Consider the following 23,199-nt stretch of genomic DNA (forward strand, 5'->3'; position numbering starts at 1 on the left):
AACAAAAGCCGCGCTTGCCGTTTATTCTGCAAAACACGGAAAACAGGATACTTCAATGCGTGCTTGGATCCCTTGCTCTGCAATGCTTTTGGCCGCCCTCCTTCCGGCGGCCGCCTCGGCTCAGCCCGTCCCCAGGAGCGGCAATTTCTACGGCAATACCTACGTCGCTCCGGGCTACGATTATCCCTATGCGCGGGCCGAGGACGGTTATGCCGAGAGCTATCCTCTCGTGACGCGTCCGTCCTCCCGCGCCCGCGCCAATCAGGCCGGCTATCCCTACGACGTGACGTCCACCGGCAGCACGGTTGCCTCCCTGCCGCAGGATTACGGAAACGGCACGGGCTACGACAACAGCATCGATTATGCGATCGCGCCGGAGTTCCAGCGCCAGCTCGTGTCCTATCGCGGCGCCGAGCGTCCCGGCACGATCATCGTCGATACCGACAACAAGTTCCTCTATCTCGTTCAGGATGGCAGTCGCGCCATCCGCTACGGCATCGGCGTCGGCCGTGAAGGCTTCGAGTGGAGCGGACGCCAGACCGTTTCCATGAAGCGCGAATGGCCGTCCTGGCGTCCGCCGGCCGACATGCTGCGCCGTCGTCCCGACCTTCCCCGCTTCATGGAAGGCGGGCCAGACAACCCGCTCGGCGCCCGCGCGCTCTATCTCGGCTCGTCGCTCTATCGCATCCACGGCACCAACGAGCCGCACACCATCGGCCAGGCCGTCTCCTCCGGCTGCATCCGCATGCTCAACGACGACGTGGTCGATCTCTACAACCGCGTGAAGGTCGGAACGGCCGTGATCGTGATCTGATCGCGCCCTAGATCGACATTCATCGCCGTTCATGATGGCCGGGCTCGCCCCGGCCATTCGCTTTTGGAGATCGCGGGAAGTCTTGCTGAAGGCGACATCGCCTGCCGCACGAGGGACGCCATGAACTACGTCTATCTCTTCGCCGCCATCGTCAGCGAAGTCATCGCGACCTCGGCCCTGAAGGCGGCAGAGGGCTTCTCGCGCTTCTGGCCGTCGGTCATTGTGATCGTCGGCTATGGGCTTGCCTTCTATTGCCTGTCCCTGACGATGCGCACGATCCCCATCGGCGTCGCCTACGCGATCTGGTCCGGCGTCGGCATCGTGCTGATCGCTCTCGTGGGCCTGCTGTTCTACCGCCAACCGCTGGATCCACCTGCGCTCATCGGCATGGCGCTCATTCTGGCGGGCGTGCTGATCATCAACGTGTTTTCGAGAACAGCCGGTCACTGAAGCAAAAACGCCCGCCATCCGGCGGGCGCTTCCGAAACCGAGGACGGGTCCTCAGGCCCAATCGCCCTCGTCTCCGCCATCGCCGCCGAAGTCGGAGAAGTCGCCCTGGTCTTCCTGCTGGCTCGCGTCCTGGTAGAGCGAGTCCGTGATGCCGGCATTGCCCGCATCGGCCGTACCCGCATCGGCCGCTTTATCGGCCCCTCCGAGACCGGCCGCAGACGCCACATCGCCCAAGGGGTTGTTCTCACCGCTGAAGGCATGGGTCAGGGCATTGGCGATCATCATGCCGCCCGCGACACCCGCCGCCGTCGTGAGAGCGGTCCCGAGGAACCCGCCCCCGCCACCGCGCTGCATCATGCCGCCGCCCCAGGGACCGGGCGCGCCGCCCATCATGCCGCCCTGGGGAGCGCCATAAGGCTGCTGGGGCGGATGCGGCTGACCCCACGGCGACGCCTGACGGACCGGCGGCGTGTTGTAGGCCGGTCCCGGTGGGCGCGATGCGCCGCCGCCGAAGATGCTGGACAGGAAACCGCCCTGCTGGGGCTGGCGGCTGGCGTGATCGACCTCGGCCCGCAACTGCTCGTTCTCGGCCTGGAGATTGGCCAAGGCCTGCTCCTGAACGAAGACCGCCTGCGCCAGGGCATAGGGCGCATAGGGCTGCTGGCGCAGCTTCTCGGCGATGAAGCGCTCGGCCTCCGGATCCCGCGGCTGGTTCGCCACCTGCTCCAGGCGTCGGAAGATATCGCTGATGACCTGGCGTTCCTGATCGTTCATGGCATGCCTCCTTCAATCGATCGTTGGAGAAGGATGTAAGCATGGCCCCTGCATTTGTTAGGGGCGGACAAGGCCGAGCTTGCGCATATTCCGTAAGCCCTGCGGGGCGATGCTTTCCAAATCCCGAAGGTCGCGCCATTCGGCACCATGCACCTCCCGCAGATCGGGACGAAGGGCATCGCCCGCCTCTGCTCTCACGACATAGCGGATATCATGATGCCAATGCTCGGGCTCACCCCGCTCGGGCCGGGACGGTATGCGGTGGCTGTCGATGTCGATGGGCATGCCGGATGTTTCATGCCACGGGTCGATGACAAGACCGTTCAGGCCGGTTTCCTCCATAGCCTCCCGGAGAGCGGACGCCGCCAGATCGTCCGGCGGCTCGTAATGGCCGCCCGGCTGCAGCCAACGCCCAAGGGAACGGTGGTGGATCAGGAGAACCCGCTGTCCCGTCCGATCGAGGATGAACGCCGAGGTCGTGACATGCCCGGGAAAGGTGCGGCGGGAATGAATGTCGTCCCCGCCTTCGATCTGGCGCCGGAGGATGGTGTGTCGGTCATCGGGCACACCGAAGGCCCTGGCGTGATCGTCGAGGATCGCTCCGACATGGTTCCGGAAGGCTGCCGGATCGAAACTCACGGACGAACTCTCCTGGAGCATTGGATGAATCCGCTTTTCGCTGACGCGGACCTTCGGTTCCGCACGATGCTCTAGCCTTCCATCACCTTGGCGAACGCATGCTTGTAATCGGGGTGCCAGCGTGACAGCGGCGGGCGGTTCTCGATGAGGTCCTCGGCGGCCCAGCGGACGCGCTTCTCGTCCATCTCCCGCGTCGTCTCGTTATCGGGGCAGAGCACGTAGAAATCGTTTCGCTCGAGGGCAGGCAGCAGAAAATCGACGACCTGCTCCGGTTCCCAGGCGCCGGCCGGCCTCTCCGTGATGCCTCTCGCCTTGGTGAAGCCCGTATAGACGAAGCCTGGGATGAGGAGATGCGCGCTCACTTGGCAATCCGGCGTATTGCGCAATTCATGGGCCAGGGCCTCCGTGAAGACCTTCACGCCGGCCTTGGAGATGTTGTAGGCGGTGTTGCCGGGCGGCGTGGTGATGCCCTGTTTCGATCCCGTATTGATGATCGCGCACGGGCTTTTCTGTTCGATCATGGCCGGTGCGAAGACATGCGCGCCATTGATGACACCCCAGAGATTCGTCTCAAGAATGGCGTGCCAGCGCTGCAGATCGCCGAACATCTGCCCGCCGCCCTCGGTTCCGGCATTGTTCATCAGCAGAGCCACCTCGCCGAAAGCGGCATGGACCCTGTTCCTGAGGCTCTCGACATCCTCCAGGCGACTGACGTCGGTCGCCACCGCAAGCACGTTCTCCGGCTGGCCTGCAACGCGTGCCACCTCCTCCGCGCTGCGCTGGAGCGTTTCGCCCTCGAGATCCGCCAGGCAAACCTTCATCCCAAGGCTCGCGAACCGTTTGGCGGCCGCAAGCCCGATGCCGCTTGCGGCTCCGGTGATGACGGCGACGCGGTCGGGGGCGATTGCTGGATGCTGGACCATCGCTTGGATCCTTCGTTGTTGTTCTGGAGACATTTGCGATTCGACGATGAGCCCAAAGTGGCGCGCAGCGGATCGTTCGCCAAGGGCCGTGAAAGGATCGGCAATATGCGTCCGACACATCGTTCTTCGTGTTTGGCCTTCCAGCCGTCGGAGATGACACCCTCCCCGTCATGGCCAGCCTTGTGCCGGCCATCCCGATACGGTGTGGTGCAGCGCTTTTCCAATCGAGATCACCGGCACAAGGCCGGTGATGACGTGGTGGAGAGGAGTTCCAATTCCAAAAGAAAAAGCCCCGCGTCTCTGCGGGGCTCTTGAGGTAAAGGGTCTACTCCGCGTCCGACGATTTCAGAGGCCGGACATTCGTCTCGATTTCATCTTCGTCGAAGAGGGTCGGATCGTCCTCCTGCGCGTCGAGGCGCGTCTTCTTGCGCAGCGAGATATACTTTTTCTGGATCTTGATGCGGCTTTCGCGGGCGATCTCGAGGGCGCCCTGCATAAGGGAGCGCTCGGCCTTCTCGTTCTGCAGCTCTTCCGTGAGGCGGCGGTTGGCAGCCTCCAGGGTGTTGCGCTCCTGCTCGAAGCGCTTGGTGACCTGGTCGATGCGCTCGGAAAGGCTCGCCAGCTTGTTGTCTGAGCTTTCGATCTGGAAGTCCTTGGCCGCGATGGCCTTGTTGAGCATCTCCACGCGCTCCTGCAGCTCGATGCGCGAGCGCTGAAGCTCGTTGACCATGGCCACCTGACGCTCGACCTCCTGCTGGGTCGCCTCCAGGCGCCGGTCGAGGGTGTTCTTCTCGATGGTGGTCTCTTTCAAGGAACGCTCGACGCCGCGCAGAGCCTCGTTCTTGTCCCGCAGCTGATCGCGGGTATGGGCCAGAATCTTGTCCGTGGCGGACAGGCGTGAATTGAGGCCCTCGATCTTCATGTCGAGGGACGAAAGGTCGGTCTGGTGGGCAGAGCGCTCGGAATCGATTTGGGTCTCCAGGCGCTGGCGCAGCACCTGCTCGGCCATGAGCTTGGTCTCGAGCTCGGAGGCGCGCTGGCGCGTGGCCTCGAGCTGGGTCTCCAGTTCGCCGTACCGATTGGTCAGGCTGGAGAGGCGATAATTCTGCTCCTCCGCCACCTTCTGCAGACGCTTGACCTCGTGATCGAGCAGGCCGTTGCGCTCGCGGGTTTCGATGAGCTCGCGCTCGGCGCGGGCCACCGTCTGGTCGGCCTCCTGGGTTTCAAGGCGCAGGGCCTGGTTCTCTTCGGTGATGTTGCGGGATCGCTCGGTCTCGATGGAGAGCTGATTCTCCAGATCGGTGACGATCGCCTCCTTGTCCTTCACATTGAGGCGCAGGTCCTCGACGAAGGAATCCTGCTCGCGGACCCTGGTCTCCGCCTTGCGCAGCTGCGAAACCGCAGAATTCAGGTCGTCCACCGTCCGGGCATGAAGGCTGTTGAGATCGCCGAGTTCCCGGCGCAGCGCCAGGGTCGTCTCGGTTTCCTGCTTGAGCACCGCCTCGGTTTCGAGAAGGCGCGACTGAAGCTGCGGATAGCTGCGGATGAGCTCGATCACCGGCTCGTTGAGGAGGGCGAAATCCTCCTTGAGGCTGCGGATCTCCTCCAGCCGGTCGATCATGTTGGCGAAGCGGACGCGGATCAGTTCGTTCTTCTGGCCGACAGAATCGAGCGCTGCGTTGGGGCGAACCACAATCGTCTCGCCTTTTTCCGGAGAAGCAACGGCAGTCGCGGCAACGGCCTCGGCGCTCCTGCCCCTCTCGTGCAGAGAGCTGACCTCAGCATCATCCTGCCTCTTGCCAAAACGGTTCCTGAAAGACGTCCATCCCGAAGACATGTGCCGGCCCTTACGCCCCTGAAATTTACACTTTCCTAACTTTTAGCTCAGATGGGAGCAGTTTGGAAATGAAATTTCGTTGCGTAAGAATGTAGCAGGCTCACTCTGCCGCGATGGTTAACGGCCGAGACACACGCTTCTGAAAACCCGCCGCCTCCAGCGTTTCTGGCATGGGTCCGCCAGTCGCCCAATCGAGAAGCTCAACCGTATGGACGATGGGGATCTCGGTGCCTTTCCCGATCTGGGTCATGCAGCCGATATTACCGGTGGCGATGAGGTCGGGCTTGGTGCGCTCGATATTGGCGACCTTCCGGGCCCGGAGCTGGGCGGCGATCTCCGGCTGGAGCAGGTTGTAGGTGCCGGCCGAGCCGCAGCAGATATGCCCTTCCGGCACGTCCTTCACGGCAAAGCCCGCCTGCTTCAGCAGAGTCTTCGGCTCGGTGCGGATCGCCTGCCCATGCTGCATGGAGCAGGCGGAATGGTAGGCCACCACCAGGTCCGTCTCACGCACCGGCTCCATGAGCTTCAGGGACATGACGTATTCGGTGATGTCCTTGGCGATGGCGGAGACGCGGGCCGCCTTCTCGGCATAGTCCGGGTCCTCCCGGAACATGAAGCCGTAATCCTTGATCGTCGTGCCGCAGCCCGACGCCGTGATGATGATGGCGTCCAGCCCCTCCCCGTCCATATCGGCGATCCAGGCGTCGATATTGCGCTTGGCGAAGCCGTGGGCCTCCTCGTCGCGGCCCATGTGGTGAACGAGCGCGCCGCAGCACCCCTCCCCCTTGGGCTGGACCACATCGACGCCGTGACGGTTGAGGAGGCGGATGGCCGCCTCGTTGAAGCCAGGCTTGAGCACCGGCTGGGCGCAGCCGGACAGGATGGCGACCCGGCCCCGGCGCTCCCCATGCGCCTTGAAGGTGCCGGGCTGATCGAAGGGCGAGCGCGCGGGAGCCTTCACCGGCGCCAGCTCGATCATCGCCTGCAGGCGGTTGCCGACGAGCGGCAGCGCGCCGATCACGCCCTTGAGGGGCTTGGCCAGCATCGCCGCGCCCAGGGCGAAGCGGAAGCGGTTCGGATATGGCAGCACGCTGGCGAGAACCCAGCGCAGAAGCCGATCATGCCAGGGCCGCGTATAGGTGGCCTCGATATACGCGCGGGCGTGATCGACCAAATGCATGTAATGCACGCCGGACGGACAAGTGGTCATGCAGGAGAGGCACGAGAGGCAGCGGTCGATATGCTTCACCACCTCCGGCGAGGCGGGCTTCCCGCTCTCCAGCATATCCTTCATCAGGTAGATGCGCCCGCGCGGGGAATCGAGCTCGTCGCCGAGCAGCAGATAGGTCGGGCAGGTGGCGGTGCAGAAGCCGCAATGGACGCAGGTCCGGAGGATCTTCTCCGAACTGGCCATGGCGGGATCTCTGAGCTGATCGGGCGTGAAATTGGTTTGCATCGTTTTATCTCACATCGCCCCTTGCCATCGATTGATGGCATCAATGGGATGGATCAGCATGATGATGTTCAGGATCAGGTTGTCGCGGATCCAGAACCCGACGAACGCTTCCATGATCGCCGCCAGCAGAACCGTCAGCCAGACCGGCCATAGGCGGGCCAACACGAACCCGGCGATCATGGCGAATATGTCCGAGACCGAATTGACGACGCTGTCGCCATAATAATCGAGCGCGATGGTCGTTGCACGATAACGATCGATGACGGAGTCGGTATTCTCGGCGATCTCCCACGTTGCCTCCAGCCCGATGGCGAGCAGAAGCGCGACACCGAGGGGAAGCGCCTTTCCGCGCAGGACGCCGATGCTCCAAGCCCCCAGATAGAACAGGAAGCCATGGATGACGTGGGAGGGCGTGTACCAGTCGGTCAGGTGCTGCGAATTGCCGGAATCCTTCACGGTTCCGTGCCACAGCTCGACGGTGCCGCAGGTGCAGATCGGCGTGCGGCCCATCATGAGAAGGATGGCGGCGGTGAGCGCGATGAGCCCGAGGGCAAGGCCGCCGATAAGGACCGTCCGCGAGCCGCTCAACGTCCTCGCCTCCGACGTGAGAGAAGCCGTGCCCGCCATCTCAGATCCCCGCATACATCCGGCCCAGATTGAGAATTCCGGCCGGATCCAAGGAAGCCTTGATGCCACGGGTGAGCGTCATCAGCGCCTCCGGCTGCGGCTCGAACACGTCGAGGGTGGAGCGGATCTCGGCCGGTGCGCGCACCAGGATGGCATGGCCGCCGAAGGTTCTGGTCGCCTCGCGCATGACGGAGGCGCCCGCATCGTCGTCGATGGCCGTCGAGATCCAGACGAGGCCGCCGCCCCAATCGTAGAACCACTGCGCATCGAGAGATCGCGCAACCTGGGCGACGAGGTCCGGCCCCTTCGTCGGCGCGGTGGACACGCGCCAGATCGCCCGCTCGCCCCGATCGGTCAGAAGCGTCGCATCGCGCACCGATTGCCAGAGCGCCTCGGCTCCGACGCCTTCGAGCAGATCCATGAACCGGAAGCGCTTCAGCAGGCGCTTGAGCTCGTTCATGCGATAATCGACCGAGACCCTGAATCCCTCGAGCCGGATCAGCGTGCTGCCGCCGCGCCGGTCGCGGTCCGGGACATGGGCGGCGCCTGTCACGTCGAAGGGCGATCCGAGGGCCATCGACAGGGCCTCGATGCCCTGCCTGTCGTCGAGGCCACGGATGACGAGGGTCGCCATGCGCTCCTGCTTGGGCAGAACCTTGAACGTGACCTCGGTGAGAAAGCCCAGGGTGCCCCAGGAGCCGGCCATGAGCTTCACCAGATCGAGGCCAGTGACGTTCTTCATCACGCGGCCGCCGGATTTCACCACTTCGCCCCGCCCGTTGACGAAGCGCACGCCGATCAGGCTGTCGCGGGCGGCACCAGCCATGATCCGGCGCGGGCCGGAGATGTTCATGGCCGCGATGGCGCCGATGGTCGGATCGCCCCTGGTGCCGAGGAGCGAACGGTAATCCATCGGCTCGAACGGCAGCTCCTGTCCCTTCGCGGCCAGCACCCGCATGACCTCCAGCACCGGCGTGCCGCTGCGGGCGGAGATCACCAGTTCCGCCGGCTCGTAGAGCGTGATCCCGGCCATGGCGGACGACGAGATCGAGGCGTCGGTCTGGTTCGGGCGGCCCATCGGCGCCTTCGTGCTATTGCCGGAAACGTTCAGAAGCGTGCCTGTGCCGGCGGCTTCGCGGATGATGATCGATGCGTCCTGCTCGTCGCGAGGGGTATGGGTTGTCACGCGGCGAACCTTCCTTCGAGCGGGAAGACCTTTGCGGGATTGAGCAGCCAGCGTGGATCGAACACGCCGCGCACGCGCATCTGCTGCTCCAGATCGGTGGCGTTGAACTGGCAGGTCATCAGATCGCGCTTCTCGATGCCGACGCCATGCTCGCCGGTGAGGCAGCCGCCGACCTCGACGCAGAGCTTGAGGATGTCCTCGCCCGCCTTCTCGGCCTTTTCCATCTCGCCCGGCTTGTTGGTGTTGAACATGACGAGCGGATGCAGGTTGCCGTCGCCCGCATGGAACACGTTGGCGACGCCGAGCCCGTAGGATTTCACGATCTCGTCGATGCGGTTGAGCACGTAAGGCAGCTGCCCCGTCGGGATCGTGCCGTCCATGCAGATGTAATCGGCCACCCGGCCCGTGGCGCCGAAGGCCGATTTGCGCCCCTTCCAGATCGCCGCGCTCTCGGCCTCCGATTGCGAGACCTTCATGGTCTTCGGCTTGAACGGTTCGGCGATCGTGACGATGCGGCGGAGCATGTCGTCGATCTCCGCATCGGAGCCCTCGACCTCCACGATCAGCATGGCCTCCACGTCGAGCGGATAGCCCGCATGGGCGAAGGCCTCGCAGATCTGGATCGCGGGCTTGTCCATGTATTCGAGCGCCACCGGGATGATGCCCGCCCCGATGATCGCCGCCACGCAGGCGCCGGCAGCCTCCACCGACCCGAAGCCGAAGAGCGCCGGCCGCGCCCCTTCGGCGGCGCGCAGGATCCGCACCACCGCCTCCGTGACCACGCCGAGTTGGCCTTCCGAGCCGCAGACGAGGCCGAGGAGATCGTAGCCCGCTGCGTCCAGATGGTCGCCGCCGATCTCCACCACCGTTCCGTCGAGGAGCACCATGGTGACCCCGAGCAGGTTGTTGGTGGTCACGCCGTATTTCAGGCAATGCGCCCCGCCCGAATTCATGGCGATGTTGCCCGCAATCGTACAGGCGAGCTGGCTCGATGGATCGGGAGCGTAGAAGAAGCCTTCATGCGCCACCGCCTGGCTGATGCCGAGATTGGTGATGCCCGATTGAACGCGCGCCGTGCGACCCTCGAAATTGACGTCCAGCACCCGGTTCATCTTGGCGACGCCGAGCACGATGGCATCGGCTTGGGGGATCGCGCCGCCGCAGAGCGAGGTCCCGGCCCCGCGCGGGACCACCTTCACTCCATGCTCGTTGCAGAAGCGCATGATGGCCGAGACCTCTTCCGTCGTGGACGGCAGCACCACCGCGAGCGGAATCTGGCGGTAGGAGGTCAGGCCGTCGGTCTCGAAGGCGCGGCGCTCGTCCTCGGAAACGATCAGCGCCTCCGACGCGACAAGGCGTCCCAAACCCTCGACGATCTCCTTCCGGCGCGCCAGAACCGCTTCGTCCGGTTTCGGAAATGCAATGGTCATGGCACCCTCCCTGGGGAATCATCACTGCGCTCAAGGTATGGCTACCTTAACAATAAGGCAGCTTTCCCTGGAGGCGTTTTCCAATAATGTAGAATGTCTCTAAGATGGGACAGGGGTCCAGCAAAGGAGTTTTTGATGCGTTCCTTCGTTCTTTCCGCCGCCCTGCTTCTGGCCGGGCTCGGTTCCGCTCAGGCTCAGGACGCCGCCGCTGGCGAGAAGGTATTCACGCAATGCCGGGCGTGTCACCAAATCGGCGAAAGCGCGAAGAATGCCGTGGGTCCGGTGCTGAACGGCCTCTTCGGCCGCCACTCGGGATCGGTCGAAGGCTACAACTACTCCCCGGCCAACAAGAATTCCGGCATCACCTGGGACGAGGCCACGTTCCGGGAGTACATCAAGGATCCGCGCGCCAAGATCCCCGGCACCAAGATGATCTATGCCGGCATCAAGGACGAGCAGAGGGTCAATGACCTCGTCGCCTATCTCAAGCAGTTCGACGCGTCGGGCAAGAAGGCCGCCCAATGAGCGTTTTGATGTCGCAAGGCCGGCCGGTGAAACCCCGCGTCGGCGTTTTCGTCACCTGCCTCGTCGACCTGATGCGCCCTTCCGTGGGCTTTGCCGCCGTCAAGCTCCTGGAGGATGCCGGCTGCATCGTCGATGCGCCCATCCAGACCTGCTGCGGCCAGCCGGCCTACAACTCGGGCGACCGCGGCACGACACGCGATCTCGCCATGCAGGTGATCGAGACCTTCCACGGCTACGATTACGTGGTCGCCCCGTCCGGATCCTGCGCCGGCACGATCAAGGCCCATTACCCGGAGCTCTTCGAGGAAGACCCGAACTGGCGCGCCAAGGCCGATGCGCTTGCGGCCAAGACCTATGAGCTGACGAGCTTCCTGGTCGACGTGCTCGGCGTCACGAAGGTCGATGCCTCCTTCGACAGCGCCGTGACCTATCACGATTCCTGCTCCGGCTTGCGGGAACTCGGCGTGAACACCCAGCCGCGCAGGCTTCTTGCCAGCGTGGAAGGCCTGACCCTCGTCGAGATGCAGGACAGCGATGTCTGCTGCGGCTTCGGCGGCACCTTCGCGGTCAAATACAGCGACATCTCCGGCGCCATCGTCGATGCCAAGGCCAAGAACATCGAGGCGACCCATGCGCCCACCCTGCTCGCAGGCGATCTCGGCTGCCTCATGAACATGGCCGGCAAGCTCAGCCGCGACGGCAAGCCGGTTCAAGTGCGCCACGTGGCGGAGGTTCTGGCCGGCATGACGGACGAACCGCCGATCGGTGCTGGAAAGGAAGCACGTCCCGCATGACGGAGTACGGCCACATTGCCGCCAAGCTCTTTCAGATGGATGAGCGGGCCTGGGAGCGCCATGCAAGCCCGTGGAGCGTCTGGACACGCGTGGCATCCCTGCCCCTCCTCCTTGCGGCGGTTTGGAGTCACGTCTGGCTCGGGATCTGGGCCTTGGTTCCCGTGGCACTCGTGGTTCTATGGCTTTGGCTCAACGCTCCTGTTCCCGGCTCCTGCCACAAGGAACGGCTGGAGTGCAAAGGCGACCTTCGGGGAACGTGTCTGGCTCAATCGAAAGGCCGTCCCGATCCCTGAACATCATGCTCGTGCCGCACACATCCTGACCGCCATCTCCGCAGCAGGCTTTGCTCTGGCCTTGATCGGAGCTCTGCTGAACGAGGTTCTCGCCACGGTGTCCGGCGGACTCATCGCTTGGTTTGCAAAGATGTGGTTTTGCGACCGCATGGTCTGGCTCTATGACGAGATGAAAGACAAGCATCCTCCCTATGCCGAATGGCGGCGGGTCGGACAGAAAGACGTCAGATGACCGTTCATTCCACTTCTCCCCAGTTCAAGCAGAATGCCGCGCGGGCGCTGAACGACGTTCAGCTCCAGAAGGCGCTGGGCAACGTGAAGCAGGGCTTCATCGACAAGCGCCGGATGGCCGCTGACAAGCTGCCGGAATTCGAGGCACTGCGGGATGCCGCGCGGGACATCAAGAATCACACGCTGGAGCATCTCGATCTCTACCTCGAAGCCTACGAGGAGAAGGTGAAGGCCTCCGGCGGACATGTGCATTTCGCCCGCAATGCCGATGAGGCTCGCGACATCATTCTCACCATCTGCCGAGAGGCCGGTGCCAGGACGGTCACGAAGGGCAAGTCCATGATCTCGGAGGAGATCGGGATCAACCATCACCTGGAAGCGAACGGCATCAGGCCCGTCGAGACCGACCTCGGAGAATACATCATCCAGCTCCGCAACGAGCTGCCGAGCCACATCATCGCACCCGCCGTCCACCTCAACGCCACGCAGGTGGAGGAGGATTTCAGGCGCGTCCACACCCATCTCGACGCCAAGCGCGACCTCTCCGAGCCGGTGCAGCTTCTCACCGAAGCCCGCGCCGTTCTGCGCGAGCGGTTCCTGGCGGCCGATGTGGGCATCACCGGCGCCAACTTCCTCGTCGCCGAGACCGGCACGTCGGTCATCGTCACCAACGAGGGCAACGGCGATCTCACCCAGATCCTGCCGAAAACCCATATCGTGCTGGCCTCCCTCGAGAAGCTCGTTCCGACTTTGGAGGATGTGAGCCAATTGCTGCGCGTGCTCGCCCGCTCGGCGACGGGCCAGGAGCTCTCGGTCTACACCACCTTCTCCACGGGCCCTCGCCGCAGCGCCGATGCGGACGGGCCGGAGAACTACCACGTGGTTCTCATCGATAACGGCCGCTCCTCCATGCTCGGGACGAGCTTCGAGGAGATGCTGCGCTGCATCCGCTGCGGCGCCTGCATGAACCATTGCCCGGTCTATCACGCGGTCGGCGGACACGCCTATGGCTGGGTCTATCCCGGTCCCATGGGCGCGGTGCTCACCCCGTCCCTCATCGGCGTCGACCAGGCCGGGCACCTGCCCAACGCCTCCACGTTCTGCGGGCGCTGCGAGAGCGTGTGCCCGGTGCGCATTCCTCTCCCCAAGCTCATGCGCCACTGGCGCGAGCGGGAATTCGAGCGGCACTTGACGCCCGCCACCGTGCGCTCCGGCCTCAAGTTCTGGGGCTTCTTCGCCAAGCGCCCTGCCCTCTACCGGGTGGCGACCCGCGTCGCCATGGGCGCGCTCGCCCTGGCGGGAGGGCGGCGCGGACGCTTCACTTGGCTGCCCATGTCGAAGGGCTGGACGAAGTATCGCGATTTCCCGGCTCCGCAGGGCGAGACGTTCCAGCAGCGCTGGAAGCGCGAGCGCCGGGGAGCTTCCGCATGAGCGCCCGCTACGACATCTTCGCCAATATCCGCCGCTCGCTCGGCGTCAAAGGCAGCGAGACCATCCGGCAGCAGATCGTGGCGGACCGCCTGGAACGCGCGCCCAAGGGCGTGATCCCCAAGCGCGGACAGGTTTCCGGCGATGAGCGGATCGCTCTCTTCAAGACCATGGTCGAGACCGCTCTCGCCACGGTGACGGAAGTCGCCTCCCCGGCGGAGGTGCCGCAATCGATCGCGCACTTCCTGCGCAATCACAATCTGCCGGCGACCCTGCGCATGGGCGACGATCCGCGCCTCAAGGCCATGCCGTGGTCCGACACGACGCTCGAGATCGCCCATGGACCGAGCCAGGGCAGCGATCTCAACGCGGTGAGCCATGCCTTCGGGGGCATTGCGGAATCCGGGACCCTGGCCATGGTGTCGGGATCGGACAATCCGTCCACCCTCAACTTCCTGCCCGACAACCATATCATCGTGGTCTCGGCCAAGGACATCGCGAGCGACTACGAATCCGTCTGGAACCGGGTGCGCTTCGCCTATGGCAAGAGCACCATGCCGCGCACCGTGAACTGGATCACCGGGCCCTCCCGCTCGGGCGACATCGAGCAGATTCTGCTGCTCGGGGCGCACGGCCCGCGGCGGCTGCATGTGGTGGTGGTCAGGGACTGAGGGCGAGCCACGCAAAGTCAGGGCGCATCCAATTCAAGGCATAAGCCGCCCCTCCACGTCATCACCGGCCTCGTGCCGGTGATCCCGACCAAGGAGAGCACAGCGCTTCGAACGGTCGGGATGGCCGGGACGAGCCCGGCCATGACGGAAGGTTTCAGCCCGTCGCCTCTCCCCCGCTGGAGGAAATGCGCATGGCTTTTGTCAAGCCGCCTGCGGAGCATTCGATTCGACAAGCGGTCGGGCTGGGCCATAATCGTCGGGCAAAGCAGCCGCAAAGCTTGGAGCCACGGCATGTCCATCCCAACCCTGATCTTCCGCACCATCCGCTGGTCGGCCTGGGACGGCTGCGAGGCGGGGCTGGAGCATGTGGACGTGCGCCCGGCCGATGGCGGGCTTGCCATCTCCGGCGTCGTGATCGCCCAAGAGGGCGAGACCGAGTTCGGCCTATCCTATCGCGTCAAGCTGGATGCCCTGTGGCATACGAAGGAGGTTCGCTTGAGAACCACGTCCGGCCACGCGTTGCATCTGGAGAGCGATGGTCGGGGGCATTGGCGGGAGAACGGCAGGGACCGGCCGGATCTCCAGGGCTGTATCGATGTCGACATCCAGGCGACACCGCTCACCAACACCTTACCCATCCGGCGCCTCGACTTGGAGACCGGCGAGAGCATGGACATCCGCCTCTGCTACATCGACGTGCCGGATCTGACCGCCTCACCCGTCAACCAGCGTTATACGGCCCTCGATGCGGGCTCCCTCTATCGGTTCGAGAGCCTGGAGAGTGGGTTTACCGCAGGTCTCCCCGTGGATGAGGATGGTTTCGTCCTGGACTACCCGGGATTGTTCAAACGCCTCGCTTGAGGGTGACGCCTTGACCGTGACATCTGGGCACAGGGAATAGTGCTGGCCCTTAGCCCATTTCTCAGCTAAGTATTTGAAATCGCATGTAGTTTTTAGTCATTCTAAACTAGAACAACAAATGATCGTCTGCTCCTGCAACATCCTCTCCGACGGTGATGTCAAAGCGTGCCTTAGACCGGGACCGGAATGTCCGCGCACTCCGGCGCAGGTCTATCGCTGTCTCGGCTGCAGTCCCAATTGCGGGCGCTGCGCACGGACGATCCGCGCCATCATGGACCAAGCCCTGAGCGACGCGGGCGTGGAACCCATCGCTGCCTGCAATCGCGGCTGCTGCCCGACGACACTGGAAAAAGCGGCGGCCGAACCCACCCTTTGAACAAAAGGACTTTCGCCCTAGTTCATAAATCCTCTAAGGAATGGTCCGGCGCATCCGGCGCCGATTGGACAAGAGGGTAGGATGAAGGGTGATCCCAAGGTAATCGAGTATCTCAATCGCGGCCTGCGCAGCGAGCTGACGGCCGTCAACCAGTACTGGCTGCATTACCGGGTCCTGGACGATTGGGGATACAAGGAGCTTGCGAAAACCTGGCGCAAGGAATCCATCGAGGAGATGCACCACGCGGATCGCTTCATCGAGCGCATTATCTTCCTTGAGGGCTTTGCCAACCTGCAGGTGCTCGATCCCCTGCGCATCGGCCAGAACATCCAGGAAATCCTCGAAGCCGACCTCGCGGCGGAATATGACGCCCGCAACCTCTACGGCGAGGCAGCCGCCTATTGCGAGAGCGTCGGCGACCGCGTCTCGAAGAACCTGTTCGAAGAGCTGATGAAGGACGAGGAAGGTCACATCGACTTCCTCGAGACCCAGCTCAACCTCGTCGAGCAGGTCGGCGTCGAGCTCTACGCCCAGAAGCATATCGGCGGGCTCGAAGGCCACGACTGAGATTCTACTCCTGAGAGTCCGGCTCAGTAGCCGGCTCTCCCCTGAGCCCTCATCCTGAGGGCCGCCAAAGGCGGTGTCTCGAAGGATCAGGGCGCTTCCAGCGCACACTGGGTCCTCCTTCGAGGCGCCTGCCGCGCAGGCTCCTCAGGATGAGGTCGAGGACGATCAGCGAAACTCTCAGGATGAAGTTCTAGAAGAAATTGCAACGGCCCGCCCTCACGGCGGGCTTTTTCTTGTCACGTCGATTGAGCGAGCTTCTCCGGCTCCTCGATCGAAGCGATCGGCAGGGTGACAAGGCGTAGCTCCGGGTCGTCAGGATCGATGCGGATGGAGAAGCCGAGGCTGCGGCACATGTCGAGCATGGTGGAGTTCTCGCGCAGGACCTGCCCGTCGATCTCCTGCAGTCCCTCGACCTTCGCCCATTCGATCATCAGCCGCATCAGCTCCCAGCCCAGTCCGAGCCCCTTGAGGTCGGAGCGGAGAAGGATGCCGTATTCGCCGGTCTCGTGGTTGGCGTCCGCATGGAGGCGGACCGCGCCCATCATCTCCCCGGTCTCCTCATCGAAGGCGACGAACGCGATGGCGCGGGCATAATCGAGCTGCGTCAGGCGGACGAGGAACGTGTGGCTGAAATCCCGGACCGGGGCGAAGAAGCGAAGCCGCAGATCCTCCGGCGTGATCTTCTCGAAGAAACGCCGGAACTCCTCCTCGTCCTCCGGTCGAACGGGCCGAACGAAAGCACTCCGCCCGTTGCGGAGCTTGATGTGGCGCTCCCACTCCTTGGGGTAGGGCCGGACGGCAAAGCGCGGATGGCCGCTCCCTTTCCGGGTCTCGGGCGCGACCGCCACGCGGGCATCGACCGCGACCACGCCGGTGTGGTCGGCCAGCAGCGGATTGATGTCGAGTTCGCGGATCTCGGGCAGATCGGCCGCCATCTGCGCCAGCTTCACCAATGTGAGGGCGATCGCGCCCTCGTCGGCGGCCGGGACGTCCCGATAGGCCTTGAGGCGGCGCGACACGCGGGTACGGGCGATCAGATCATTGGCGAGCTTGAGATCGAGCGGCGGCAGCGCCAGCGCCTTGTCGTTGATGACCTCGACGGCCGTGCCGCCGCGCCCGAACAGCACGACGGGGCCGAAGGAGGGATCGTCCGCCAGGCCGACGATCAGCTCCCGGGCCTTCGCCCGCCGTACCATGGGCTGAACGGTCACGCCGGTCACGTGGGCCTGGGGCTTCAGGCGAGCGGCACGCTCGAAGATGTCGGCGGCCGCCTTTTTCACCGCTTCCTCGGTCGTGAGATCGAGCTTCACGCCGCCGATGTCGGATTTGTGCACGATATCCGGCGAGAGGACTTTCACGGCCACCGTGCCGCCCTCGGCAATGATCGGCCGGGCCGCCTCCGCGGCCTCCTCCGGCGTGGTCGCGAGGGTCACCGGGGCGGTCGGGATGTCATAGGCCCGCAGGAGCGCATTGACCTCGAGCGGGTCGAGCCAGCGGCGGTTCTGCGCCAGGACATGGTCGACGACGGCGCGGGCTGCCTCCGGATCCGGCTCGAAGTCGTGCGGGAGGTTATCGGGCGTCTCCATCAGCTCGTCCTGCGCCTCCCGGTAGCGGACGAGCTGCATGAAGCCGCGGACCGCATCGGCCTCAGTCGCATAATGGGGAATACGCGCCTCCTCGAAGACACGGGCCGAGTCCGGATCCTCCCCGATCCAGGCGGCAAAGACCGGCTTCTGGCGATAGCCCCTGGCACGATCGCGCCTGACGACATTGGCGACGGCTGCGGCCACGTCGGAGGCTCCCGCGATTGCCGTCGGCACGTTGAGGATGAGAACGGCATCGTTCTCCGGATCGGCGAGCAGCGCCTCCAGAGCCCCCGCATAACGGGCCGGGTCCGCATCCCCGACGATGTCGATGGGATTGGCATGGGACCAGGTCGACGGCAGGATGGCGTCGAGGGAGTTCTGGGTTTTCTCCGACAGGGTGGCGAGTGTTCCGCCGAGATCGACCAGCCGGTCGACGGCGAGAACCCCAATACCACCTCCATTGGTAAGAACTGCCAATCGGCTGCCAGGAAACGGCTTCTGCCGACCCAGCGTCTCGGCTGCGGCGAAAAGCTGGTCGAGATCGAGAACCCGCAGCAGGCCGGCTCTGCGGAAAGCGGCGTCATAGACCGCATCAGACCCCGCCAAAGCTCCGGTATGGGTCGCAGCCGCCCTCGCTCCTTGAGCATGCCGCCCAGCCTTGATGACCACCACCGGCTTCACGCGCGCGGCGGCACGGGCGGCCGACATGAACTTCTGCGCGTTGTCGATGGACTCGATGTAGAGCAGGATCGCTCGTGTACCGCTGTCGGCGGAGAAGAAATCCAGGCAATCGCTGAAATCCACGTCGACCTTGTCACCCAGCGAAACGATGGCCGAAAAGCCGACTTGTCGCTGCGCCGCCCATTCCACAAGACCCGCTGCAAGCGCACCGGACTGGGAGACGAGAGCTAAATCCCCAGGCCTCACGCTGTGAGCAGCGAAGCTGGCATTCATCTTGGCACGAGGCGCCAGAACGCCGATGCAGTTTGGACCGACGACGCGCAGGCCATGGGCGCGTGCCGCAAGCCTGACCTGATCGCCCAGAGAGTTCGGTCCGTAGCCCATTCCCGCCGTGGCCACGATGGCGGCGCTCACTCCTACGCTCCCGGCCTCCTCGATCACGCCGAGCACTCGCTCGGGCGGCACGGCGACGACGATGAGGTCCGGTGCTTCGGGAAGCCCGGACAGGGAGGCGAAGCAGGGCCTCCCCTCGACCTCGACATGATGCGGATTGACGGGAAAAAGCTCTCCCTCGAAGCCACCCGCGATGAGGTTGCGCAGGAAGGTCAGGCCGAGAGAGCCGGGACGTGGACTCGCGCCGACCACCGCGATGGAGCGGGGATTGAAGAGCTTATCGAGGCGATAGGTGGACATGACGATCCTTCGTCTCGTGGAGGCGGAGAGCCTATGACTTACAGGCTAATGCCAATCCTGCAAGAATCGGTCTTTTTGCTGTCGATGACGATTATTCCGCCAGAACCCGCGTCGGCGGGAAGATGACTTCGACGAGCGTCCCCTCGCTCGGCTGACTGGCGATCTGCAGAGCGCCCCGGTTCGCCTCGACGAGAGCCTTGGTCAGTGGCAATCCGAGACCCGTGCCGCCGCGCTTTCGCGAGGTGGCGAGTTGCCGGAACGGCTCGAGGGCGGCTTCGACTTCGTCCGGCGTCATGCCGATGCCGGTATCACGCACCCGGAAGGCCACCTCGCCCCGATCCGTCGTCGCCGTTGAGACGATGACCTGCCCGCCCGCATCGGTGAACTTGATGGCATTGGAGACGAGGTTGAGCACGATCTGGCGCATGGAGCGTTCATCGGCCACCACAGGCGGCAGCTTGGGCGCGAAGCTCATGCGCATGACGATGCGGTCGCGTGCGGCCTGCGGCTGAAGCAGGGTTACGCAGGACGAGACCAGTTCGTTGAGGCTGACGCTCGTGAAGGACAACTCCAGACGGCCGGCCTCGATCTTTGCGAGATCCAGCAGATCGTTCACGAGGCTGATCACATGCGAGCCGGAGGCGTGAACGTCCCTGAGATATTCCTTGTAGCGGTCATTGCCGATGGCTCCGAACCGCTCCTCGAGCATGACCTCGGCAAAGCCGAGAATGGCATTCAGCGGCGTCCGGATTTCATGGCTGATCTTGGCCAGAAGATCCGATTTCTGGGCGCTCGCCTCCTCGGCCGCATGCTTGGCGCCGATCAGTTCGCCCTCAGCCTTCTTGAAGGCCGTGATGTCGCGAAGAACCGCACAGAACCGGCGATCGGGTCCGTCGCCCAGGCGCCCCATGGTCATGAACAGAGGGATCGACCCGCCTTGACGCTCCCGGCCGAGAACCTCGCGCCCGTCGTTGAGCAGACTTCTCACGCCCGGCGACCGCAGGCTTTCGAGATAATCGAGGGCCACCATATGGCTCTCGGGCGCCAGAAGCACGGTAATGGCATCGCCCGCAACCGCCCGCTCGTCATATCCGAACAGCGCTTCGGCCGAGCGGTTGAGGGACAGGATGCGTCCGGTCTCGTTGAGGACGATGACGCCGTCGGTCGCCGTATCGAGGATCGCCTCAAGTTCATGGACGCGGCTGTCTTGCGGAGGCGGTGGAGCCTCCATGCTGGATGCCTTGCGGATGACCATGAGGTCCGCCGGCTCGCCATCCCATTCGGCGGATGAGGAGCGCACGGTAACGGCGATGTTCTCGCTGCCCCGTGTGGTGAGCGCAAGCGCGGAATCCTCGTCGCCCTGTCCTCGAAGCGCAGGAGAGCCGCGGAACAGATGCACGAGATCGCCGTCGGATCGGATCTGCTCGACATCGTCATAGCCGGTCAGGTCCAAAAGAAAGCGGTTGGCGAACAGGATGGTCTCGCCGCGGTGGACCAGGATTCCGATCGGCAGCCGGTCGAGTACAGGATTGCTTTTGGCAAGAGTTGCTGGCGGCAGCGAAGGAGCCGATTCCGGCGTGGCTGCAGACTCAATCGTTTCAGAGACAGCCGCTTCCTCTCGGCTATCAACCTGAGTCGGCGTATCTTCCTCTAAGCGCGCTCCGAGAGCGCGGGCGATCTCACGGAAGGCGCTGCGCTCCGCATTGGAGAGGCCCGATGTCTGGGCCGGTTTCTCGGCCGGGCGGGTCGGCTGGGCGGGCTCCGGCTTAGTGCTGCCGAGCGCTTTGGCCACCTGATCGCGAAGGTTCGAAAACCAGCTTTCCTCCTCGCGCGGCTCGGGTTCGGCAGCAGGCTCTTGCGCCGGCATTTCCTCGGGCGGACGGAACGGGAGCGTCTCGCTATGGACCAGGCTCTGCGCGATCAGATCGGCGGCGACGTCCGAGGCCTCGCGCTCCTGGATGGCATCCATGCGCAGGAGACCGAAGCCGCGGAAACCGATGAGTTCCCGGCCTGGACCGAAAACCGGCATGCCGGCCCAATCGACCGGCACCTGCAGGCGCGAATTGTCGATGTTCCAAAGGACCGTGCGTCCGCTCCAGGTTTCGTTGCGGGCGAACAAGGCCGCAACGGCTCCACCCGGATCCTCGACGACCGAGCGGGCCACCTCCTCCCAGGTCTGTCCGACGATGTTGCCGGCCATGGCGCCGACAGCCTGGGCAAGATCGGGTGACACATCGGTGAAACGAGTTTCCGCATCCGTGTGCCAGATGAAACGGATCGGGCCGGTATGCCCTTCCGGTCGGGGAGCGGCTTCGGCTTGCGTCACCGGCTCAAGACTAGCAGGCTCGATCCGCCGGGCCGTGGCAGGAAAAGAGGATGCCTTGGGCACGGGTCCTGTGAATACAATCACGAGGACGGTCTCGCCGTTCTCCAGGGATGCGAGGCGACAGATGGTGGGAACCGGCAGCCAGGGGCGGGTCGGATCGAGCCGCAGGCGCTCCTGGCGGGTGCCCTGCCGTGGGGCACGGCCGCCGGCCAGGGCCTTGATGCGATCGTGCGCCCGGAAGCCTAGGATCACCCGGCCGGCTTCATCCGTGAAGGCGCCGCGCAATCCCTCGGCGGCCGGCGATGTCCAGAGCAGCGTCTCCCCCGCCTGATCCCAGACGAGTACGCCCGCTCCAGGCCCGGCCAAAAGGCCCAGGTCCGGCTCGGCGGCAAGCCGCGCGATCAGCGCTTCGAATGGGTTGGCACCACCGGTCATCAACGGCCTTTGCTGTGAAAGGTCTCAGAGTCACCTCTTCAACAGCTTCTAGACTAATATCAGCGGCCAAGCATGCAAGGCGGGACACTTGAATCCTTTTACTTTGAGGTAACCTTAATAAGACAAGGCATGAGGGAATTGATTTTGCGGTGCACAATGTGATATTGCACTGCACAAATGTCTTAGCAACAAGGAGCAGTCCATGGCCACCAACCAACCCCAAGGTTACGAGATTCCCCCGGAGATGCGCGATTTCGCCGAGAAGAGCGTCGAGCAGGCCCGCAAGGCCATCGACGGCTTCATGAGCGCCGCGCAGAAGACGGCCGACACGTTCGAAGGTTCGGCGAACACCGTCCAGACCAGCGCCAAGGATGCCGCCCGCAAGACCTTCTCCTATACGGAGCAGAACCTCTCGGCTGCTTTCGACCTCGCTCAGAGGATGGTGCGCGCCAAGGACATGCAGGAAGCCATGCAGATCCAAGCCGAGTTCGTCCGCACTCAGTTCGAGGCGATGCAGTCCCAGATGAAGGAATTCGGCTCCCTGGCCCAATCGGCCATGAAGCAGCCGGGCTCCAAGAAGTAAACTCCTTCTCCCTAAAATCTTGCGAGGACGTCACGATGGCGGAAGTGAAGAAGCCCAGAGCCAAGAGTACAGTCAAAAGCGCGCCGAAGGCCGATCTGGTCGAGATGGCCGCTATCTCGGCAGCCGAGACTGTCGAGGCCGTGACAGAGGCGAAGCCCGCTTCGCTTCCTGCCATCGCCGCGACACCCGTTGAGGCAGGAGCCATCTTCTCTTCCGCCAAGAAGCAGGGTGACGCCCTCCGTCAGGCCATGAGCGAGGCCGTGGCGGCCTCAGCCAAGGGGGCCCTGGAAGTGAACGACAAGATCATCGACGCCATGAACACGCAGCGCTTTGCTGCCCTCGATCTATGGCGCTCGGAGATCAGCCCCTCCCCTCTGCCCGAGTCCCTCAATGCGCAGAGCCAGGCGACACGCCAGGCTTACGAGACGGCTTCCGCCCAGTGGAAGGACATTGCCGAGACCACGGCGCTCTGGTTCACCAAGAGCCTCGAGCCCCTGCAATCGGCGCTGCACCGTTCGGGTCGCTGATCAAGCTACCCAGCGGCGATCCTATGCGTTAAGGCTCGGCCATCCTTGGCCGGGCCTTTTTCATGTCCCCATCTCCGATCCCCGCCGTCATCGCCGTCGTCATCCGCAACGGCTGGACCCTGCTCGTGCGGCGGGCCAATCCGCCCGATGCCGGACTGTGGGGCTTTCCCGGCGGAAAGATCGAGTTCGGCGAGACGGTCAAGGATGCAGCAGACCGTATGTTCGTTGCCGGTGGAGGTGGCTCGTCCCAAGCTATGCGATGAGCGAGGGTTGCGCTGGATGGGCCGGCGCCGAGCCTCCCGCACAGGGGACGAGCCATGCAGCAGAAGAGCAAAGTGTTTGTCGGTCTGGATACCTCCAAACTGAAGATCTCCGTCGCCGTGGCCGAGGACGGCCGCCAGGGAGAGATCCGCTTTCTCGGCGAGATCGACAATACCCCCGAAGCGGTGCGGCGCCTGGTCCACAAGCTGGCGAGCCGGCACGGCG

At 64.1% G+C, this 23,199-nt stretch carries 22 protein-coding genes and 1 pseudogene; 13 read left to right on the plus strand and 10 right to left on the minus strand.

The genetic code is table 11. From position 1 onward, the window contains the following. Positions 1-55: 55 nt before the first annotated feature. Together FS320_RS10940 and FS320_RS10945 are read left to right on the plus strand one after the other, a co-directional pair. Entirely contained in the window at positions 56-814 is a 759-nt protein-coding gene (locus tag FS320_RS10940; RefSeq protein WP_244627080.1) for a L,D-transpeptidase, read from the plus strand. 120 nt (positions 815-934) lie between these two features. Beyond that, on the plus strand, positions 935-1,264 hold the full coding sequence (locus FS320_RS10945) for a DMT family transporter (protein WP_152711494.1): 330 nt from the start codon (positions 935-937) through the stop codon (positions 1,262-1,264). A 51-nt stretch (positions 1,265-1,315) separates the two neighbouring features. On the opposite strand, the gene FS320_RS10950 is transcribed toward FS320_RS10945, so the two are convergent. The 8 genes from FS320_RS10950 to FS320_RS10985 all read right to left on the minus strand — a co-directional run bounded on the left by FS320_RS10950 (position 1,316) and on the right by FS320_RS10985 (position 10,136). Beyond that, positions 1,316-2,038 carry a DUF2076 domain-containing protein gene (locus FS320_RS10950; protein ID WP_152711495.1) on the minus strand — a complete coding sequence of 241 codons (723 nt, stop codon included), beginning with the start codon at positions 2,036-2,038 and terminating at the stop codon, positions 1,316-1,318. A gap of 57 nt (positions 2,039-2,095) precedes the next feature. Continuing rightward, positions 2,096-2,677: an NUDIX domain-containing protein gene (locus tag FS320_RS10955; protein ID WP_202882849.1), complete on the minus strand. Its 582-nt coding sequence runs from the start codon at positions 2,675-2,677 to the stop codon at positions 2,096-2,098. A 71-nt stretch (positions 2,678-2,748) separates the two neighbouring features. Further along, positions 2,749-3,600 carry an SDR family NAD(P)-dependent oxidoreductase gene (locus FS320_RS10960; RefSeq protein ID WP_152711497.1) on the minus strand — a complete coding sequence of 284 codons (852 nt, stop codon included), beginning with the start codon at positions 3,598-3,600 and terminating at the stop codon, positions 2,749-2,751. Between the two features lie 325 nt (positions 3,601-3,925). Beyond that, a complete protein-coding gene (locus tag FS320_RS10965) occupies positions 3,926-5,293 on the minus strand; it encodes a chromosome partitioning protein ParA (protein WP_152711498.1) in 1,368 nt (455 codons plus the stop codon). Positions 5,294-5,537: 244 nt separating this feature from the next. Further along, positions 5,538-6,893, minus strand: coding sequence for a glycolate oxidase subunit GlcF (gene glcF, locus FS320_RS10970; RefSeq protein ID WP_152711499.1), 1,356 nt, complete (start codon positions 6,891-6,893; stop codon positions 5,538-5,540). Between the two features lie 9 nt (positions 6,894-6,902). After that, positions 6,903-7,520, minus strand: a complete 618-nt coding sequence (locus tag FS320_RS10975) for a DUF2585 domain-containing protein (RefSeq protein WP_152711500.1) — start codon at positions 7,518-7,520, stop codon at positions 6,903-6,905. Position 7,521: 1 nt separating this feature from the next. Next, the gene (locus tag FS320_RS10980) at positions 7,522-8,706 is read right to left on the minus strand and encodes an FAD-binding protein (RefSeq protein WP_162002931.1); all 1,185 of its coding nucleotides are present in this window, start codon (positions 8,704-8,706) and stop codon (positions 7,522-7,524) included. Then, positions 8,703-10,136: an FAD-linked oxidase C-terminal domain-containing protein gene (locus FS320_RS10985; protein ID WP_152711501.1), complete on the minus strand. Its 1,434-nt coding sequence runs from the start codon at positions 10,134-10,136 to the stop codon at positions 8,703-8,705. Before FS320_RS10985 ends, FS320_RS10980 begins: the two co-directional genes overlap by 4 nt. 135 nt (positions 10,137-10,271) lie before the next feature. On the opposite strand from FS320_RS10985, the gene FS320_RS10990 reads away from it, so the two are divergent. The 8 genes and pseudogenes from FS320_RS10990 to bfr all read left to right on the plus strand — a co-directional run bounded on the left by FS320_RS10990 (position 10,272) and on the right by bfr (position 15,882). Continuing rightward, positions 10,272-10,661: a c-type cytochrome gene (locus FS320_RS10990; RefSeq protein WP_152711502.1), complete on the plus strand. Its 390-nt coding sequence runs from the start codon at positions 10,272-10,274 to the stop codon at positions 10,659-10,661. An 8-nt stretch (positions 10,662-10,669) separates the two neighbouring features. Then, positions 10,670-11,455 (plus strand): (Fe-S)-binding protein, encoded by a 786-nt coding sequence (locus tag FS320_RS10995; RefSeq protein WP_244627081.1) that lies wholly within the window; start codon positions 10,670-10,672, stop codon positions 11,453-11,455. 35 nt (positions 11,456-11,490) lie between these two features. Continuing rightward, a pseudogene (locus FS320_RS50185) lies at positions 11,491-11,980 on the plus strand (DUF6653 family protein). Beyond that, positions 11,977-13,410: a LutB/LldF family L-lactate oxidation iron-sulfur protein gene (locus FS320_RS11005; protein ID WP_152711504.1), complete on the plus strand. Its 1,434-nt coding sequence runs from the start codon at positions 11,977-11,979 to the stop codon at positions 13,408-13,410. The pseudogene FS320_RS50185 and the gene FS320_RS11005 overlap by 4 nt, the downstream one beginning before the upstream one ends. Further along, positions 13,407-14,078 carry a LutC/YkgG family protein gene (locus tag FS320_RS11010; protein ID WP_152711505.1) on the plus strand — a complete coding sequence of 224 codons (672 nt, stop codon included), beginning with the start codon at positions 13,407-13,409 and terminating at the stop codon, positions 14,076-14,078. The genes FS320_RS11005 and FS320_RS11010 overlap by 4 nt, the downstream gene beginning before the upstream one ends. Before the next feature lie 291 nt (positions 14,079-14,369). Next, positions 14,370-14,939, plus strand: a complete 570-nt coding sequence (locus tag FS320_RS11015) for a putative glycolipid-binding domain-containing protein (RefSeq protein ID WP_162002932.1) — start codon at positions 14,370-14,372, stop codon at positions 14,937-14,939. 118 nt (positions 14,940-15,057) lie between these two features. After that, entirely contained in the window at positions 15,058-15,315 is a 258-nt protein-coding gene (locus FS320_RS11020) for a (2Fe-2S)-binding protein (protein ID WP_152711507.1), read from the plus strand. A gap of 81 nt (positions 15,316-15,396) precedes the next feature. Continuing rightward, positions 15,397-15,882 (plus strand): bacterioferritin, encoded by a 486-nt coding sequence (gene bfr, locus FS320_RS11025; protein WP_152711508.1) that lies wholly within the window; start codon positions 15,397-15,399, stop codon positions 15,880-15,882. 236 nt (positions 15,883-16,118) lie between these two features. Here the strand turns inward: bfr and FS320_RS11030 are convergent, their stop codons facing one another. Next, the gene (locus FS320_RS11030) at positions 16,119-18,842 is read right to left on the minus strand and encodes a bifunctional acetate--CoA ligase family protein/GNAT family N-acetyltransferase (RefSeq protein WP_152711509.1); all 2,724 of its coding nucleotides are present in this window, start codon (positions 18,840-18,842) and stop codon (positions 16,119-16,121) included. A gap of 91 nt (positions 18,843-18,933) precedes the next feature. Continuing rightward, positions 18,934-21,603 carry a PAS domain-containing sensor histidine kinase gene (locus FS320_RS11035; protein WP_244627083.1) on the minus strand — a complete coding sequence of 890 codons (2,670 nt, stop codon included), beginning with the start codon at positions 21,601-21,603 and terminating at the stop codon, positions 18,934-18,936. Between the two features lie 202 nt (positions 21,604-21,805). Here FS320_RS11035 and FS320_RS11040 point away from each other — a divergent pair, with 202 nt between their 5' ends. The 3 genes from FS320_RS11040 to FS320_RS11050 all read left to right on the plus strand — a co-directional run bounded on the left by FS320_RS11040 (position 21,806) and on the right by FS320_RS11050 (position 22,976). Continuing rightward, complete coding sequence (locus FS320_RS11040; RefSeq protein ID WP_152711510.1) at positions 21,806-22,186, plus strand: phasin; 381 nt, start codon at positions 21,806-21,808, stop codon at positions 22,184-22,186. A gap of 35 nt (positions 22,187-22,221) precedes the next feature. Beyond that, positions 22,222-22,713: a phasin family protein gene (locus tag FS320_RS11045; protein WP_152711511.1), complete on the plus strand. Its 492-nt coding sequence runs from the start codon at positions 22,222-22,224 to the stop codon at positions 22,711-22,713. 62 nt (positions 22,714-22,775) lie between these two features. Then, a complete protein-coding gene (locus FS320_RS11050; RefSeq protein WP_244627084.1) occupies positions 22,776-22,976 on the plus strand; it encodes an NUDIX domain-containing protein in 201 nt (66 codons plus the stop codon). Positions 22,977-23,199 lie beyond the last annotated feature (223 nt).

Source organism: Microvirga tunisiensis (assembly GCF_009296175.1).
In the GTDB taxonomy this organism is placed as follows: domain Bacteria; phylum Pseudomonadota; class Alphaproteobacteria; order Rhizobiales; family Beijerinckiaceae; genus Microvirga; species Microvirga tunisiensis.

Bases quoted from the DNA above. Each gene is read 5' to 3' on its own strand.
- FS320_RS10940 (WP_244627080.1), top strand. From the start codon at position 56: ATGCGTGCTTGGATCCCTTGCTCTGCAATGCTTTTGGCCGCCCTCCTT.
- FS320_RS10945 (WP_152711494.1), top strand. From the start codon at position 935: ATGAACTACGTCTATCTCTTCGCCGCCATCGTCAGCGAAGTCATCGCG.
- FS320_RS10950 (WP_152711495.1), bottom strand. From the start codon at position 2,038: ATGAACGATCAGGAACGCCAGGTCATCAGCGATATCTTCCGACGCCTG.
- FS320_RS10960 (WP_152711497.1), bottom strand. From the start codon at position 3,600: ATGGTCCAGCATCCAGCAATCGCCCCCGACCGCGTCGCCGTCATCACC.
- glcF (WP_152711499.1), bottom strand. From the start codon at position 6,893: ATGCAAACCAATTTCACGCCCGATCAGCTCAGAGATCCCGCCATGGCC.
- FS320_RS10975 (WP_152711500.1), bottom strand. From the start codon at position 7,520: ATGGCGGGCACGGCTTCTCTCACGTCGGAGGCGAGGACGTTGAGCGGC.
- FS320_RS10985 (WP_152711501.1), bottom strand. From the start codon at position 10,136: ATGACCATTGCATTTCCGAAACCGGACGAAGCGGTTCTGGCGCGCCGG.
- FS320_RS10990 (WP_152711502.1), top strand. From the start codon at position 10,272: ATGCGTTCCTTCGTTCTTTCCGCCGCCCTGCTTCTGGCCGGGCTCGGT.
- FS320_RS10995 (WP_244627081.1), top strand. From the start codon at position 10,670: ATGTCGCAAGGCCGGCCGGTGAAACCCCGCGTCGGCGTTTTCGTCACC.
- FS320_RS11005 (WP_152711504.1), top strand. From the start codon at position 11,977: ATGACCGTTCATTCCACTTCTCCCCAGTTCAAGCAGAATGCCGCGCGG.
- FS320_RS11010 (WP_152711505.1), top strand. From the start codon at position 13,407: ATGAGCGCCCGCTACGACATCTTCGCCAATATCCGCCGCTCGCTCGGC.
- FS320_RS11015 (WP_162002932.1), top strand. From the start codon at position 14,370: ATGTCCATCCCAACCCTGATCTTCCGCACCATCCGCTGGTCGGCCTGG.
- FS320_RS11020 (WP_152711507.1), top strand. From the start codon at position 15,058: ATGATCGTCTGCTCCTGCAACATCCTCTCCGACGGTGATGTCAAAGCG.
- bfr (WP_152711508.1), top strand. From the start codon at position 15,397: ATGAAGGGTGATCCCAAGGTAATCGAGTATCTCAATCGCGGCCTGCGC.
- FS320_RS11030 (WP_152711509.1), bottom strand. From the start codon at position 18,842: ATGTCCACCTATCGCCTCGATAAGCTCTTCAATCCCCGCTCCATCGCG.
- FS320_RS11035 (WP_244627083.1), bottom strand. From the start codon at position 21,603: ATGACCGGTGGTGCCAACCCATTCGAAGCGCTGATCGCGCGGCTTGCC.
- FS320_RS11040 (WP_152711510.1), top strand. From the start codon at position 21,806: ATGGCCACCAACCAACCCCAAGGTTACGAGATTCCCCCGGAGATGCGC.
- FS320_RS11045 (WP_152711511.1), top strand. From the start codon at position 22,222: ATGGCGGAAGTGAAGAAGCCCAGAGCCAAGAGTACAGTCAAAAGCGCG.
- FS320_RS11050 (WP_244627084.1), top strand. From the start codon at position 22,776: ATGTCCCCATCTCCGATCCCCGCCGTCATCGCCGTCGTCATCCGCAAC.